At 69.3% G+C, this 15659-nt stretch carries 16 protein-coding genes; 11 read left to right on the top strand and 5 right to left on the bottom strand.

The window, feature by feature from the left end:
* Positions 1 to 7: 7 nt before the first annotated feature.
* Genes GP2_RS04560 through GP2_RS04595 form a run of 8 tightly spaced genes read left to right on the top strand, consistent with a single transcriptional unit; the run spans position 8 to position 6966 of the window.
* Positions 8 to 589, top strand: coding sequence for a TetR/AcrR family transcriptional regulator (locus tag GP2_RS04560; protein WP_006899298.1), 582 nt, complete (start codon positions 8 to 10; stop codon positions 587 to 589).
* Complete coding sequence (locus tag GP2_RS04565) at positions 589 to 1833, top strand: cytochrome P450 (RefSeq protein ID WP_006899299.1); 1245 nt, start codon at positions 589 to 591, stop codon at positions 1831 to 1833. The genes GP2_RS04560 and GP2_RS04565 overlap by 1 nt, the downstream gene beginning before the upstream one ends.
* On the top strand, positions 1833 to 2669 hold the full coding sequence (locus tag GP2_RS04570; RefSeq protein WP_006899300.1) for an SDR family oxidoreductase: 837 nt from the start codon (positions 1833 to 1835) through the stop codon (positions 2667 to 2669). Before GP2_RS04565 ends, GP2_RS04570 begins: the two co-directional genes overlap by 1 nt.
* Complete coding sequence (locus GP2_RS04575) at positions 2669 to 4036, top strand: cytochrome P450 (RefSeq protein ID WP_006899301.1); 1368 nt, start codon at positions 2669 to 2671, stop codon at positions 4034 to 4036. Before GP2_RS04570 ends, GP2_RS04575 begins: the two co-directional genes overlap by 1 nt.
* Positions 4036 to 4236, top strand: a complete 201-nt coding sequence (locus GP2_RS04580; RefSeq protein ID WP_006899302.1) for a ferredoxin — start codon at positions 4036 to 4038, stop codon at positions 4234 to 4236. The genes GP2_RS04575 and GP2_RS04580 overlap by 1 nt, the downstream gene beginning before the upstream one ends.
* A 21-nt stretch (positions 4237 to 4257) precedes the next feature.
* A complete protein-coding gene (locus GP2_RS04585; protein WP_040526397.1) occupies positions 4258 to 4803 on the top strand; it encodes a nuclear transport factor 2 family protein in 546 nt (181 codons plus the stop codon).
* Between the two features lie 4 nt (positions 4804 to 4807).
* Complete coding sequence (locus GP2_RS04590; RefSeq protein WP_006899304.1) at positions 4808 to 6076, top strand: hypothetical protein; 1269 nt, start codon at positions 4808 to 4810, stop codon at positions 6074 to 6076.
* Complete coding sequence (locus GP2_RS04595) at positions 6073 to 6966, top strand: SDR family NAD(P)-dependent oxidoreductase (RefSeq protein ID WP_006899305.1); 894 nt, start codon at positions 6073 to 6075, stop codon at positions 6964 to 6966. The genes GP2_RS04590 and GP2_RS04595 overlap by 4 nt, the downstream gene beginning before the upstream one ends.
* Before the next feature lie 196 nt (positions 6967 to 7162).
* Here the strand turns inward: GP2_RS04595 and GP2_RS04600 are convergent, their stop codons facing one another.
* The 5 genes from GP2_RS04600 to GP2_RS04620 all read right to left on the bottom strand — a co-directional run bounded on the left by GP2_RS04600 (position 7163) and on the right by GP2_RS04620 (position 12483).
* Positions 7163 to 8164, bottom strand: a complete 1002-nt coding sequence (locus GP2_RS04600; RefSeq protein ID WP_006899306.1) for an NAD-dependent epimerase/dehydratase family protein — start codon at positions 8162 to 8164, stop codon at positions 7163 to 7165.
* Positions 8161 to 9213 carry a phosphotransferase gene (locus GP2_RS04605; RefSeq protein WP_006899307.1) on the bottom strand — a complete coding sequence of 351 codons (1053 nt, stop codon included), beginning with the start codon at positions 9211 to 9213 and terminating at the stop codon, positions 8161 to 8163. Before GP2_RS04605 ends, GP2_RS04600 begins: the two co-directional genes overlap by 4 nt.
* Positions 9214 to 10293 (bottom strand): TIGR03857 family LLM class F420-dependent oxidoreductase, encoded by a 1080-nt coding sequence (locus GP2_RS04610; protein WP_006899308.1) that lies wholly within the window; start codon positions 10291 to 10293, stop codon positions 9214 to 9216.
* Positions 10294 to 10321: 28 nt separating this feature from the next.
* Entirely contained in the window at positions 10322 to 11911 is a 1590-nt protein-coding gene (gene fadD1, locus GP2_RS04615; RefSeq protein WP_006899309.1) for a fatty-acid--CoA ligase FadD1, read from the bottom strand.
* 110 nt (positions 11912 to 12021) lie between these two features.
* Positions 12022 to 12483 carry a hypothetical protein gene (locus tag GP2_RS04620; RefSeq protein WP_006899310.1) on the bottom strand — a complete coding sequence of 154 codons (462 nt, stop codon included), beginning with the start codon at positions 12481 to 12483 and terminating at the stop codon, positions 12022 to 12024.
* Positions 12484 to 12585: 102 nt separating this feature from the next.
* Here GP2_RS04620 and GP2_RS04625 point away from each other — a divergent pair, with 102 nt between their 5' ends.
* The 3 genes from GP2_RS04625 to GP2_RS04635 all read left to right on the top strand — a co-directional run bounded on the left by GP2_RS04625 (position 12586) and on the right by GP2_RS04635 (position 15634).
* The gene (locus tag GP2_RS04625; RefSeq protein WP_006899311.1) at positions 12586 to 13506 is read left to right on the top strand and encodes a PaaI family thioesterase; all 921 of its coding nucleotides are present in this window, start codon (positions 12586 to 12588) and stop codon (positions 13504 to 13506) included.
* 90 nt (positions 13507 to 13596) lie between these two features.
* On the top strand, positions 13597 to 14403 hold the full coding sequence (locus GP2_RS04630; protein WP_006899312.1) for a TIGR03084 family metal-binding protein: 807 nt from the start codon (positions 13597 to 13599) through the stop codon (positions 14401 to 14403).
* A 67-nt stretch (positions 14404 to 14470) separates the two neighbouring features.
* A complete protein-coding gene (locus GP2_RS04635) occupies positions 14471 to 15634 on the top strand; it encodes an acyl-CoA dehydrogenase family protein (RefSeq protein WP_006899313.1) in 1164 nt (387 codons plus the stop codon).
* Positions 15635 to 15659 lie beyond the last annotated feature (25 nt).

The raw sequence follows: 15659 nt of genomic DNA on the forward strand, positions 1-15659 counted from the left end.
GCCTCACATGTCCAGCCCGGTATCGCAGGAATCCACTCGCCGCCGGTTGACCCGGCAGCAGGCGGAGACGGTGGCCAGGCTCACCGACGCGGCCGTCGAGGTCCTGAACGCCGAGGGGTTCGAAGGGCTCACCGTGCGGTCGGTCGCCAAGCTCGCGGGCGTCGCGCCGGCGACGGCCTACACCTACTTCTCGTCCAAGTCGCATCTGGTCGCCGAGGTGTTCTGGCGCCGGCTCTCCGCCGGGGTGTCCCAGCCGGACCCGACCGCCTCGAAGGCCGAACGGGTCGCGCAGGTCCTGCGCGAGGTCGCGCTGGTCGTCGCGGGCGAGGGGCAGCTCGGCGGGGCCGTGACCGTGGCGCTGCTCGGCACCTACCCTGACGTCGAGCACCTGCGTATCCGGATCGGCGTCTTCATCCGCCGCCGTCTCGCCGAGGCGCTGGAGGACGACCCGGAGAACCCGAGCCCGCTGCTCGACGCGCTGGAGATGATCTACGCCGGCGGGCTCGTTCACGCCGGGATGGGGCACATGACCTACGAGGAGACCTCCGAACGGCTCGTCGCCGCAGCACATCTACTGATGGAGAAGTGATGACCGAAACCACATCGGTTCGCGGCATGGAGGATCGGATTCCCTTCGATCCCTATGCCTATGACTTCCACGAGGACCCGTATCCGACCTACGCGCGCCTGCGTGCCGAGGCGCCGGTGTACTACAACTCCGCGATGGACTTCTGGGCGCTCGCCTCGCACGCCGACGTCCGCGCCGGATTCCGTGACGTGCAGCGGTTCTCGAACAGCTGGGGCGTGTCGATGGACCCGTCGGCCTACGGGCCCGACGCGCACAAGTCGATGTCGTTCCTCGCGATGGACGATCCCAAGCACATGCGGATCCGCAAGCTGGTGAGCAAGGGGTTCACGCCGCGTCGCGTCAACGACCTCGCCGGCCGGATCACCGCGCTGACGCACCAGCACTGGAGCCGCTGCCTCGACCTGGGCGAGTTCGACTACGTCGCCGAGTTCGCCGCGCTGCTGCCGATGGACGTCGTCTCCGAACTGCTCGACGTCCCGCAGGCCGACCGCGCCGAGCTGCGTCGCCTGTCGGATCTGCTGCTGCACCGCGAGGACGGCGTCCTCGACATCCCCGAGGCGGCCATCTACGCCTATCTCGACCTGCACAAGTACTACTCGGAGCTGATCGCCGACCGTCGCAAGAACCCCGGTGAGGACCTGGTCTCGGCGCTCATCGAGGCCGAGATCGACGACGACGTGACCGGGGAGAAGACCAAGCTCACCGAGGACGAGATCGTCGGCTTCATGGTGCTGATGGTGGTCGCCGGCAACGAGACCACCACCAAGCTGCTCGCCAACGCCCTGTACTGGGGCTGGCGCAACCCCGACGAGCTGGCCAAGGTGTTCGCCGACCCCGAGCTCGCCGTGCCGCAGTGGACCGAGGAGACGCTCCGCTACGACAACTCCACGCAGATCGTCGTGCGACGAGTCGTCGAGGATGCGCCATACGGCGACAAGGTGATCCCCGCCGGGGATCGCGTCCTGCTCCTCGTCGGATCGGCCAACCGCGACGAAGAGGTCTTCGGGCCCGACGCCGACCGGTACCTGATCGGCCGCGACAACGGGCAGGCGCTGATGAGCTTCGGCCTCGGCGCACACTTCTGCCTCGGCGCGCACCTGGCCCGGCTGGAGGCGAACATCGGCCTCGGCGAGGTGATCCGCTCGATCCGCTCGGTCGACATCGACGCCGACAACGCCGTGCGCGTGCACTCGGTCAACGTCCGCGGCTTCGCCGAACTCCCCGTGAAAGTGACGGTGCGCTGATGGCCTTCCTCCCTCATCCCGAACGCCGGCCGGTCCTGGTGGCCGGTGCCTCGTCGGGCATCGGTGCCGCGACCGCCGAATACCTCGCCGCGGCAGGGCATCCGGTCGCCCTCGCGGCGCGCCGGGTCGCCAGGCTGCAAGAACTGGCCGACAAGATCGTCGCCGGGGGCGGCGAGGCCGTCGCGGTCCCGCTCGACGTGACCGACGAACAGTCCGTGATCGACTGCGTCGCGAAGGCGCAGGCCGCCCTCGGCGACCTCGAGATCGTCGTGGCCGGTGCGGGCGATCTCGCCGTCGGACTCTCCTACGAGACCGGCACCGAGCTGTTCGCCGACCAGATAAACATCCACCTCACCGGCGCCTACCGGATCTATCGTGCCGTCATCAACGGCATGATCGACCGCGGCCGAGGCGATTTCGTGTTCATCGGTTCCGACGTGGCGCTCCATCCGCGTCCCTGGTCGTCGGCCTACGTCGCCGCCAAGTCGGGCATCGACGGGCTGGTCGCCACGATCCAGCTCGAACTCGAGGGCACCGGAGTGCGCGCCGGAGTCGTGCGCCCGGGCCAGACACTCACCGGCATGGGCATGAACCTCGATCAGAAGACGACCGAGAACATGCTCAACGACTGGATCAAGCACGGTCTGGCGCGGCACGGGAACTTCCTGTCGCCCGAACACATCGCCCAGGCCGTCCACGCCATGGTCACGATGCCCCGCGGCGCACACATGCGCGCGGTGGAGGTCGAGGCCGAGGGGGCGATCTCACGGGACCGGATCGCGAAGCAGGACATGACAGACCAGCGACAGTCGGACACCAACGAGGAGACGGACTGATGACCGCCACCACCGAATCAGGCCTGAAGAAGCCGCACCGCGTCTCCGGCGGGGAGGCCGAGCACGGACACCTCGACGAGCTCGCCACCGACCCGATCTCGTTGTTCTGGAGGGTGCGCGAGGAATGCGGCGACGTCGGCATGTTCCAGCTCGCCGACCGCGAGGTGGTGCTGGTGTCGGGGGCCGCGGCCAACGAGGAGTTCTTCCGGGCTCCCGAGGAGGATCTCGACCAGGCGGCGGCCTACCCGTTCATGACCCCGGTGTTCGGCGAGGGCGTGGTGTTCGACGCGAGCCCGGAGGAACGCTCCAAGGCGATCCACAACTCCGCGCTCAAGGCCACGCACATGAAGCAGCACGCCGTGACGATCCCCAACGAGGTGGAGCGCATCATCGCCGAGTGGGGCGACTCCGGTGAGATCGACCTGCTCGACTTCTTCTCCGAGCTGACCCTCTACACCTCGTCGTCGTGCCTCATCGGACGCAAGTTCCGCGAGCAGCTCAGCGGGCGCATCGCACACCTCTTCCACGACCTGGAGAAGGGCACCGACCCGATCGCCTACGTCGACTACCACGCCGACATCGAGAGCTTCCGCAAGCGCGACGAGGCCCGTGCCGAACTCGTGGAGTTCATCCAGGGCGTGATGAACGAGCGGATCGCGAATCCCACCGAGGACAAAGAGGATCGCGACCTCATGGACGTCCTCGTCCAGGTCGGCTTCGACGCCAACACGATCACCGGCATGTTCATCTCGATGATGTTCGCCGGTCACCACACCACCTCGGGCACGGCCGCGTGGACCCTCATCGAGCTGCTGCGCAACCCGGACTACATGGCGCGGGTCTACGACGAGCTCGACGAGATCTACGGCGACACCCCGCCCGGGCAGCGTCCGGAGTACACCTTCGCCCACACCCGGCAGATGCCGCAGCTGGAGAACGCGCTCAAGGAGGCGCTGCGCCTCCATCCGCCGCTGATCATCCTGATGCGCGTGGTGCAGAAGGATTTCCACGTCGAGGGCTACGAGATCTCCGCGGGGCAGTCGATCGCGGTCTCGCCGGCGGTGTCCAACCGCCTGCCCGAGGACTTCCCGAACCCGGATGCCTTCGATCCCGACCGCTACGACAAACCGCGGCAGGAGGATCTGGTCAACCGCTGGACGTGGATTCCGTTCGGGGCGGGCCGGCATCGCTGCGTCGGGGCGCAGTTCGCCATCATGCAGCTCAAGGCGATCTTCTCGGTGCTGTTCCAGAACTACGAGTTCGAGATGCTGCAGCCGTCGGAGAGCTACCGGAACGACCACTCCAAGATGGTCGTCCAGCTGCAGCAGCCGTGCCGCGTCGCCTACCGTCGGCGGAAGGACCGCTGATGCGCATCGAGGTCGACCTGGACCTGTGCCAGGGCCACGGAATGTGCGAGATGGAGGCCCCCGGGATCTTCGAGGCGCGCAGGGACCACGTGGAGATCCTCGAACCCGAACCCGACGAGTCGCGCCGCGCCGAGGTGGAGGCAGCCGTGCAGTACTGCCCGACGCAGGCCCTGCGGATCATCGAAGACGACCAACCCTGACGACCGGAGAGAGTGGGACACATGTCTTTTGACCGTGCCGAACTGGAAGAGATGAAGCAGCGGTGGCTCGCCGCCAACATCGAGGCGGAGAAGGCGGGTGACTGGAAGCCACTGGCCGAATTCTACACCGAGGACGCCACCTACGGCTGGAATTACGGTCCCAAGAAGGATTTCATGGCCGTCGGCCGCGACGAGATCCGCGAGCTCGCGCTCGGCCAGGAGATGGAGGGCCTCGAGGGCTGGACCTACCCTTACCAGGCCTGGGTCATCGACGACACCACCGGCGACATGATCGGCTTCTGGAAGCAGGTCTATGAGGGGACCCGCGCCGACGGCAGCCACTACGCCCTCGAGGGCATCCAGGGCAGCTGGTTCAAATACGGTGGCAACTTCCGATTCCGTTGGCAGCGCGACTTCTTCGACTACGGCAACGTGTCCGCGCTCTTCATCGAGATGATGCAGGACAACGCGATGAGCGAGGGCATGCTCAAGCGCGTGGAGAAGGCCGCGCCCGGAAACCTGCCGGGGTGGTACGACCTCGGCAAGGCACCCGTCGAGTTCTGGTGAGCCGATGACCCACACCGCCCCGCCCTACTCAGGCCTGAGCCAGGAGCAGCTGGCGACCCTGGTGCCCGAGCTCCTGCTCTCCGGTCAGATGATCGACCGCAGCGGGATGGCCCATCTCATCTCGGAGTTCGGACGCGAGGTGATGGGCGCGATCGCCATCGAGGAGTGGATGGCGGCCAGCCCCGTCTACACCAGCAGGATGCGAAGTGCGCTCGGCATCGACGGCGACGGCGTCGAGGACATGTTCAAGTGTCTCCAGCTCGACATCGGCGCGCCGCCGCAGTTCATGGACTTCCGCTTCCGCGTCGACGACGCCCACCACGGCTCGTTCGTCCTCGACCACTGCGGAGCCCTGCTCGACGTCGAGCCGCTCGGCGACGAGTACGTCACGACGATGTGCCACGACATCGAGGATCCGACGTTCGACGCGACGGCCATCGCCACCAACCGGCGGGCGCGTATCCGGCCGGTGCACCGTCCACCGCGTCGCCCGGCCGACCGGACGCCGCACTGCGAGTGGACGGTCACCATCGAACCCGACCGCGAGGAGCTCCCGCTCCCGCCGGACGCCGAGACGATGTTCGGCACGGAGGCCGGCCGGCTCGAGCTGTCACCCATCGACGCCTCCGCGACCGATGGCTGGGTGGACTACCGCGGTCCGCTGGTGGCGGACCTGCAGTTCGCCGAGTGGTCGAGGTCGGCACTGGTGCGTGTCGCCGAAGAGGTTGCGCTGCAACACCAGTTGCTGGCCCTGGGTTTCCAGCTGAGCCTGCGTCGGCACGCGGAGAACGAGCTGCAGGTCGTCGAGATCTGCCGCAAGCAGCTGACCGGCGTCGCCGGTCTGGCGGCGGACCGGATCCGAGCCGCGCTCGACCTCCCCGCCGACGCGAGCGGCCTCGCCCGGGTGCTGGCCGTCCATCCGTGCTTCGGGCCCGCCCAGTACACCGGCCTCACCGCGACCGCGGACGACGACACCGTCGTGGTGCGGCTGCCGCGCGAGTCGGCGGCCATGACCGACGACGGGTGGATGTCGATCATCACGCCGGACCACCTCGAACCGCTGCAGGCGATCGCCACCGCGGTGAGCCCGTACCTGGGTGTCGAGGGAGCGCACGAGACAGACGGCGCGCTCGAGATCAGGATCGTCACCACCGACACCGCGCGGAAGGAGAGCGGCGAGGTCGCGATCGCCCGCTTCAGCGGCGGAGCGAGCTGGGAGTTCACCGACCGCGGTCGCTCGATTCCGATCACCCCGGTGGGTAGCTCGGCGTGACGGCGGGCGGCGACCGGTCACCCGGTGTCGTTGTTCCCGACGGCCCGGTCGCGGTCGTCGCCGGCGGGACGCGGGGCATCGGCCGCGCGGTCGCGGAGGCGCTGGCACAGCACGGTGCCGGCGTGGTCGTCAACGGCCGTGACGGGAGCGCCGTCGACGACACGGTCGAGCAGATCCGCGGCCGCGGTGGCCGCGCGGTCGGAGTGTGCGGATCGGCCGGTGACGCGGGAGTGGCCGAGCAGATGGTCGATGCCGCTCTGCGCGAGTTCGGCGCACTCGACGTCGCGATCAACTGCGCCGGCATCGCCGAGCCGCCCGGGTCGTCGGTCCTGACCATCACGCCCGATGAGTTCCGCGAGCAGATCGACGCCCACCTGATGAGCGCGTTCCACCTCGTGCAGGCGGCCGGGCGGGTGTTCGTCGGCCAGCGGGCGGGATCGATCGTTCTGACCGGCTCGGCGGCCTCGCTCGGCATGTTCGGCGGCAGCGGCTATCCGGCGGCCAAGGGCGGGGTCAACGCGCTGGCGCTCGCGACCGCCGCGGACCTCGCCGAACACGGCGTCCGCGTCAACGTGGTCATGCCCGGGGCGAGGTCGAGGCTGTCGACCGGCGACGACTACGTCGCCCACATCGACCGACTGCACCGCCGGGGCATCCTCGACGACCTCACCCGCGACGCCGCGCTCGATCCGGCGCCCCCGGAGTACGTCGCACCGCTGTACGTCTACCTCGCAAGCGATGCCGCGAAGCACATCAACGGACAGATCTTCAGCGCGGCCGGCGGCTTCATCGGCAGGTTCGACGCCCAGCAGCCGGGCCTCGTCGCCTATCGCGACCACACCGACGCCGAGCCGTACAGCCTCGAGGAGCTGGCGGAGTTGTTGGGGTGAGACTCCACCCTCACTGGTGGATCGTCCTGTGGGCGTCAGCCTTTGCTGGGCCGGAGTGATGTCGCGTGACCTCGATCAGGATCGGCGACCTCGTCCGAGGTCGCCGCTGGGGCGTGATGTCGCGGGCGACCGCGGTCGGGCGACGATGGGACGACAGCGCTCGCGGAGCACCCGTCGTCGGACCGCTCGAACCCGTTCAGCCGGCGTGCTGCGCGCGACGCGCCGCCGCGCGCCGCAACCAGAACCGGGCACCCTCGGCGACGGCCTCCTCGACGGGACGCGGCATCCAGCCCAGGTCTCGTTCGGCCTTGGAATGATCCATCTCGGGCATGAAGAACATGAGCCTCACCGACGGCAGGGCCAGCTGAACCGGCTTGCGGGTGACGACGGCGCGCGCCGATCCGATGGCGCCGACGGCGTGGAGGACGGGCGAATTCAGTGCGAGACGCGGGGGCCGTCGCCCGGCCTCGCGCGCGGCGATCGCGGTGATCTCGGACATGTCGATCGACCGGTCGGACACGATGTACCGTTCGCCCACCGTGCCGCGGTCGGCGGCGAGGATCAGGGCCCGTGCGGCGTCGTCGATCCCCACCGACTCGGCGCACCAGCCGCGGACCGTGAACGGCAACTTCCCGAGCGCCGCACCGGCGACGAACGACCCGTGCGGCGTCGGTTGCAGGTCGCCGGGACCGTAGGTGTTGGCCACACACATCGCGACACCGGGGACCGAACCCGCACGGGCCCGGGCCAGCAACAGGTCCTCCGCGGCGACGCGACTCCTGACATATGCCGGGGCGCCGTCCCAGTCGAACGCATCGTCCTCGGTGGCCCGGCGCCCTGTCGGCCGCCCGATGGTGGCGGCGGTGCTGGTGAACACGAACCTGCGCAACCGCATCCCGGCGGCGACGTCGAGCACCGCCCGCAGACCGTCGACGTTCGTGCGGTACAGGGGCGCGGGATCACGCAGCCACGCACGGGTGTCGACGGCGCAGTGGAAGACCACGTCGCACCCGTCCATGGCGGCCCGCACGGACCCGGCGTCGAAGAGGTCGCCGGTGACGTGCTCGTGGTCGAGGCCGTCGAGCGTCCGCAGGTTGCTGGTGGGACGGGTCAGGACGCGGACCCGTTCACCGGCGTCGACGAGCTGCCGGACCACCCTCGACCCGAGGAAGCCGTTGCCGCCGATGACGAGTTTCACGACCCGAGACCGCCGGGCGCCAGGTCGTCGATCGCGGCGGCGCTGCGGGACAGCATGGCGTCGAACATCGCATCGCCGCGTTCGGTGGGCTGCGCCGCCGCCGAACCGAAGACGATGATCAGCGGAGCCTGGATCAGGTTGCCGACGTAGTCCTCCCAGCACTGGTCGAGGGTGTAGCCGGTGACCCCCGCGGTCACCAGCGCCCGGTGATACGACGCGACGATGCCGCGCTCGTGCTTGCGCCGGTCCTCGACGGTGAGGCTGGTGCTCAGCAGGAAGGCGATGTCGCGCAGCGGATTCCCGGTGGTGATGGTCTGCCAGTCGATCACCGTCACCTCGCCGCGGGGACCGAACAGCACGTTGTCGACGCGGAGGTCGCCGTGGATGAGCGCGGCGTTGTCCAGGGGCGCGACGAGCCAGTCACCGGCATTGCGGACGAGCCAGTCGATCGCCGCCGATCCCCGGGAGTCGGGGGAGAACCGATCTCGGTAGACGTCGGCCATCGGGGCCAGGATCGACTCCATCATCTCGCGCTCGGGTTCCCCGGGCAGCGGCATGTCGGCGAGCAGGCCGGGGTCGTTCCATCCCGGGGCATGCAGACCGGCCGCCGCGACGGCGACCGCTTCCGCCTGCGCCGGCGTGCATCCGGTGATCTGGTCGCCTTGGACCGCATCGCCCATGTCCTCGAGGAGCAGGACGAACTCGGTGGCCGCGTCGGAGATCGTGGCCGCGTAGCAGTCGGGTTTGGGCACGGTGAACCGGTCGGCCAGGTCGCGGTAGAAGCGGACCTCGTTGCGGAAGACCCCCGACCCGAATTCGCGCTGTTCGGGTGCGCCCGTCGCGAGCTTGGCGACCATCGTCGGCGGCAGCCCCGCCGCGTCGTCGTACTCCAGGCGCAGCCGATAGGACCCCGCCATCTGCCCGGTGCCCACGGGCTCGGCCGTGACGGAGGTGACCTTCGCCTCGCGGCCGTTGTCGGCGAGGAACCCCGACAGCCACTGCGGCGTGAGTTGGTCGACGCTGGTGGGGATCTCGACGGTCTCGGTCACTTACGCCATCCTTCCGGGGTTGACCGGCAGCCCGGCGGCCGCGGCGGGACGGATGTCCCGGTACGCCTCGACGACCGGGGCGAGTTCGGTGGGGGTGGCCCCGTGCAGGATCACCGAGTCCACGCCGAGGTCGAACTGTCCGGCGACGGTCGCCGCGCACTCGGCGGGCGAACCGGTCGCGGAGTCGGCGACCCAGGCGTCGGGAATGGCCTCGGCGAGTTCGGCCAGTTCGTCGGCGGTGGCGGTGGCGTCGATCGGCCCGCGCGCGCCGCCGAATGCCGCGGTGGCGCGGATGCGTTCGAGATCGGCGGGGTCCCAGTCGTTGGCGCGCATGAGCTGATCCGGGTAACCCTGCAGGTAGGTGGCCAGGCGGCCGTACAGTCGGCGCAGCCGGTCGGCGGGGTCGAGGTCGTCGGGGACGGTCGCGACCACCGACCAGATCCGGACCGACGCGGGATCGCGATCCGCGCGCTCGGCTCCACGCCGGACGCAGTCGACGGCCCGGCGCGTGGCCTCGGTGCCGAAGTACGTGTGCAGCACGACGCCGTCGGCGATCTCGCCCGCCAGCTCCAGCGTCCGGGGGCTCATCGTGACGAGCATGACCGGCGGCGGTGGATCGAGAGACACACCGAGGTTCAGCAGGGGATACGACCCGGCCGGTCCGTCGTGCCCGATCACCATCTCGCCCGCCCAGAGCCTGCGGAGGAGCCCGGTGACGTCGCGCAGGCCGGCCCCGGTGACGAGGTCGAGCCCGAGGATCTGCCACTGCGGTGCGATCCCGCGTCCGAGTCCGAGGGCGAAGCGCCCGCCCGACAGTTCGTGGAGCGTGGCCCCCATCGTCGCGGTGATGATCGGGTGTCGGGTGTTGTGATTGGTTGCCGCGGTGGCGATCCCGAGATCCTCGGTGGCACCGGCGAGTGCCCCGCACAGCGCGGCGGCGTCCTTGACGTTGAACCGTTCGGACACGAACGCGGTACCGAGTCCGATCTCGTCGGCGAAGCGCGCCTCGGCCGCGAGCTCACGCGGGGTGACCGGGTGCCGGGAGAGTGCGTAGTAACCGAGCTCGGTGAGCCGTTCCATGGGGTGCACGTCGTCGGACCGGTGGGGATCAGGCGTTCGCGCCGACCGCCTCGCGGTAGACGCGTGAGCGCGGCTCCCGGACCCACAGGGTGCCGCCGCCGGGGGTGGGGCCCTCCTCCTTGAGCGTGCGCTTGAGGATCTTGTTCGTCGCCGTGGTCGGCAGGTCGTCGGCGATCCGGACGTAGCTGGGCCACGCCTTGGGCGACAGGTCCGGTTGTGCGGCAAGCTGTTCGGCGAACGACTCCGGCGTCAGCTCGGCCCCGTCCTGCAGGACGACGGCCGCCATCACGGCGTCGCCGACGTGTTCGTCGGGCACCGCGTAGACCGCGACCCGGTTGATCTCGGGGATGCGCTGCAGGATGCGTTCGATGGGGCCGGCGGCGAGGTTCTCGCCGTCGACGCGCATCCAGTCGCCGGTGCGCCCGGCGAGGTAGATCCACCCGTCGGCGTCCTTGTAGGCGAGGTCGCCGGACCAGTACATCCCGTGACGCAGACGTTCTCTCGTCGCCTGCTCGTTGTTGTAGTAGCCCATGAACATCCCGCCGCCCTCGACGTTGACCAGCTCGCCGATCGCCTCGTCGGGGTTGAGCAGCGCGCCGTTCTCGTCGAACTGCGCCGGCGGGCACTCCTTCAGCGGATCCTCGTGGTAGATCGCGACGTTCGGGAAGCCCTTGCCGATCGAGCCGTGCGGCGTGCCGGGTTCACGGGTGATGATGATCGCGAGCTCGGTGGACCCGAAGCCGTCCCAGACGGTGCAGCCGAATCGTCGTGAGAACTCCTCGATGTCGCGGTCGGTGGCCTCGTTGCCGAACGCGACGCGCAGCGGGTTGTCGGCGTCGTCGGGCTTCTCCTCGGTGGCGAGGATGTAGGCGAGGGGCTTGCCGACGTAGTTCATGTATGTGGCGTTGTAGCGGCGGATGTCGTCGAGGAACGTCGACGCGGAGAACTTGGCCGGTGCGATCGCGGCGCCGCTGCACAGCGCCACGCAGTATCCGCCCATGAGCGCGGCGCTGTGGAACAGCGGCATCGACAGGTAGCAGACGTCGCCCGGGCCGATGTCGTACTTGTCGGCGAGGACGGGTCCGGCGAACGGGATCATCATGTGCGCGAACTGCACCGGCTTGGGGTCGCCGCTGGTCCCCGAGGTGAAGATCAGCATGTAGGTGTCCATCGCGCCGGGGACCGAATGCGGCGTCAGGTCACCCGCGTTCGCGATGAGCTCGGCCCACTCCGGCGTGGAGGTGTCGAGGATCGTCACCCCGGGGAGGTCGAGTCCCTGAAGGAGCGGGCGGTGCTCGGCGTCGGTGACGAGGATCTGGCAGTCGGCGCGCAGGATGTCGCCGGCGAGACCCTCGCCGCGTCGGGTGTTGTTGATGCCGGCGGTCACGTATCCGCCGAGGGCGCCGGCCGCGAGGGCGATGAGCATGTCGGGGGTGTTGCCGAGCAGCGTGCCGACATGCATGGGACGAGAGGTGTCGGCGAGACCGAGGATCGCCGCGGCGGTCTTCTCCGATTCCCGGATGTACTCACGCCACGTCCACGTGCTGCCGTTGTAGGTGATCGCCAGGTTGTCGTCGTCTGCGCGTGCCTGCAGGAGCTGGGTGACTGTCTCGGCCATGAGCCGAATCTAGAACGCGTTCACCCGATGTGTGGACAGATCTGGGAAATTGTCTACTGCCAAGGCCTGCCGAGGATGTCGGACGATCCCCGGCAGGCCCGGGAGTCGGGTCAGCGGGTGAACGAACCGCTGCCGGGGACCACCGTGAACGACTGGTCGTTCTGGCCGATGATCGTGGTCGTGAACTGGATCTGGCCGGCGCCGGTCTCGACCGCCGCGCCGTCGGCCGGGCGGCCGTCGGTGCAGGCGTCGAAGACCTTGCTGCCGGACGCGCCCGTGGTCTTGTTGGTCCACGAGAGACCGACCCTGGCGCCCTTGAGGTTGGTCGCGCAGGCCTCGGTGGGGGTGGTGTCCAACGAGAACTGCGTGACCCCGGGCTCGGTGCCCGAGGCCAGGACGGAGGCGACGAAGCCGCCGCTGATGCCGTTGGAGCCCACGGTGATGCCGGCGTTCGGGATCTGGTCGACGCTGAGCGGATGCTCACCCGGCGCGGCAGAAGCGGTCGCCGCGCCGAGGGTCAGTGCGCCGAATGCCGCGAAAGCTCCGAGTACTGCAGTTGTCTTGCGTCCCATGTGTATCTCCCGTCACTCTGGAAACGTCTAAGCCAGCTTACGGTAGTGATGTTGAACTCCTCAATGTGAGTGCTCCCGCCTCCTGCTGATACAAGGGGAGCCATGACGACGACGCAGCATGCCGAGCCCCGTGACCCGCTCTCCGCCTTCCATGTGGGTGGTATCGAGGTCTCGGAGCGGAGCGTCCGGGCCGAGCAGGTGCTGTGCTCCCGCTTCGCCGACCATCGAGGGCTGATCGAGCTGCCCGCGCTCGCGGTGCTCTTCGATCACGCCGGCGGCATCCCGTTCCATCAGGTCCACGGCGACCCCGCCGCCGCGACCCTGCAGGCGCGACTGTCGCTCTCCGCCCATGGGCGCGCGCAGGTCGGAGACACCCTCGCCGCCCGCGCCGACGTCGTGATGCACGACGATGCATGGGGATCGACCACCGTGGAGATCCGGACCGGTGCGGGGGAGCTGCGTTGCGTGGGAACCGCCCGCAACGTCCGCGTCGGCCGCGCCCCGGTCGGCGAGACCCCGTCCGGCGAGATCGGCATGCCGCCGGCGACCTGCGATGCGACCGTGGCCCTGCCCGAGCCGATCCCGGCAGATCTCACGGGTCGTGAGGTCGTCGAGGAGATCGCCACCAAGGTGCGCGAGCCCGGCCCGCTCGCCGAGATGCTCAACGGCACGGTCGAGATCCTCGACGGCGCCTCCGACCGCGACGCGGGCGTCCGCTTCCGCGTCCAGACCGAACCGTGGATGGGCAACATGTTCGGCACCATGCACGGCGGCGTGATCGCGACGATCGTCGGCCAGGCCGGCTCGTTCGCCGGGCACCTCCACGCGGGGCCGGGGCGGGACCACTCGATCGGCGACATGGCGATCGGCTTCTATCGTTCGCCGGCCGTCGACGGGGGAGAGGTCACCGTCGAGGTGGCGCCGATCAAGACCGGTCGTCGCATCTCGTCCTTCGAGGCGACCATGACCTCCTACGACGACGTGCTGCTCAGCCGCGCGACCCTCGACGTCCACTACCACTGACCTGCGCGGATCGCCGTTCGCGGTGATCGTCTACGGAAAAAACAATCAAGCGTGCTTGATTTTTCTGGTTGCGTGTGTGACTCTGCTGGCATGTCCGATGCACGCTCAGCCGTCCATCAGGTGGTCGACGATCTCGAAGCCGAGTCCGCACAGCTCGACGCGCTGGTAGCCGACCTCGACGACGCGGGATGGGCGACGCCCACGCCCGCCGAGGGGTGGACCGTCGCCCACCAGATCTCGCACCTGGCCTGGACCGACGAGGTCGCCACGATCGCGGCCACCGACGCCGAGAAGTTCACCGCGCTCCTGACCGAGGCGCTGCAGGGCGCCAGCCCGGAGACCTATGTCGACGACGCCGCCGAGGCGGGTGCGGGGGCGCCTGCTGAGGAGCTCCTGGCGCGTTGGCGCAAGGCCCGCGGCGAGCTCGCCGGCGCCCTGCGCAACGTCGCCGACGGGGTGAAGATCCCGTGGTTCGGCCCGCCCATGTCGGCCGCGTCGATGGCCACCGCGCGCCTCATGGAGACCTGGGCCCACGGACTCGACGTCGCCGACGCGCTCGGGGTGACGATCCTGCCGACCGAGCGGCTGCGGCACATCGCGCACATCGGCGTGCGCACCCGCGACTTCGCGTACATGGTCAACGGCAAGACCGCGCCCGCCGAGCCCTTCCGTTACGAACTCGCCGCGCCGTCCGGAGAGACCTGGACCTGGGGTCCCGAGGATGCGTCGAACATCGTCCGCGGGTCGGCGCTCGACTTCTGCTCGCTGGTCACCCAGCGTCGTGCGCGGGCCGATCTCGACCTGGAGTTCATCGGCGACGACGCCGTCGAATGGTCCGGGATCGCACAGTGTTTCGCCGGCCCTCCCGGCAGCGGACGCGAACCCCGCGGGGCCTGAACCGCCGCGAACCACGGCGACACACCCTCAGCCACAACCCACATAGATCTAGAAAAAGGAGCCACGGGTGCCCATTGCCAGCCCGAACGTCTGGGACACGCCGGAACGCCTCGAACTGCGTTCCATGGTGCGGAAGTTCGTCGAGAAGCACATCCTGCCGTACCAGGACGAGTGGGAGCGCGACGGTCTGATCCCGCGTGAACTCCACCGCGAGGCCGCCAAGCTCGGCCTGTTCGGCCTCGGCATCCCGGAAGAGGTCGGCGGCTCCGGCGGCGACCTGATCGACACCACCATCCTCGCCGAGGAACTGCACTACGCGGGTGCCGCGGGCGGCATCTTCTCCGGCCTGTTCACCCATGGCATCTCCCTGCCGCACCTGATCGCGGCGGGCGATCCCGAGCAGATCGACCGGTGGGTCCGCCCGACCCTGGCCGGTGAGAAGATCGGCTCCCTCGCCATCACCGAGCCCGGCGGCGGCAGCGACGTCGGCAACCTGACCACCAAGGCCGTCCGCGACGGCGACCACTACGTCGTCAACGGCTCCAAGACCTACATCACCTCCGGTGTCCGGGCCGACTTCGTCGTCGCCGCCGTCCGCACCGGCGGCCCGGGCGCCGGCGGCGTCTCGCTGCTCGTCATCGAGAAGGACACCCCCGGCTTCACCGTCACCCGCAAGCTCGACAAGATGGGCTGGCGCTGCTCGGACACCGCCGAACTGTCCTTCGTCGACGCGCGCGTGCCGGTCAAGAACCTCGTCGGCGCGGAGAACTCCGGCTTCGCCCAGATCGCCATGGCCTTCGTCACCGAGCGCTCCGGCCTCGCGGTGCAGGCCTACGCCAGCGCCCAGCGCTGCCTCGACCTGACCCTGCAGTGGGCGCGTGACCGCCACACCTTCGGCAAGCCGATCATCGCGCGCCAGTCGGTGCAGGACACGCTCACCGAGATGGCCCGTCGCATCGACATCGCCCGCACCTACACGCGTGCTGTCGTCGAGCGGAAGGTCACCTCGAACGACGACCTCATCGCGGAGGTCTGCTTCGCCAAGAACACCGCCGTGGAGACCGGTGAGTGGGTCGCGAACAAGGCCGTCCAGCTGCACGGCGGCCTCGGCTACATGACCGGCACCGAGGTCGAGCGCCAGTACCGCGACATGCGGATCATCGGCATCGGCGGCGGCACCACCGAGATCCTCACCGGTCTCGCCGCCAAGCGACTCGGCTACCAGGCCTGACCCGGCGCACCCCAGAACGAACGAG

The sequence above is a fragment of the Gordonia paraffinivorans NBRC 108238 genome, assembly GCF_000344155.1.
GTDB classification, from domain to species: Bacteria; Actinomycetota; Actinomycetes; order Mycobacteriales; family Mycobacteriaceae; genus Gordonia; species Gordonia paraffinivorans.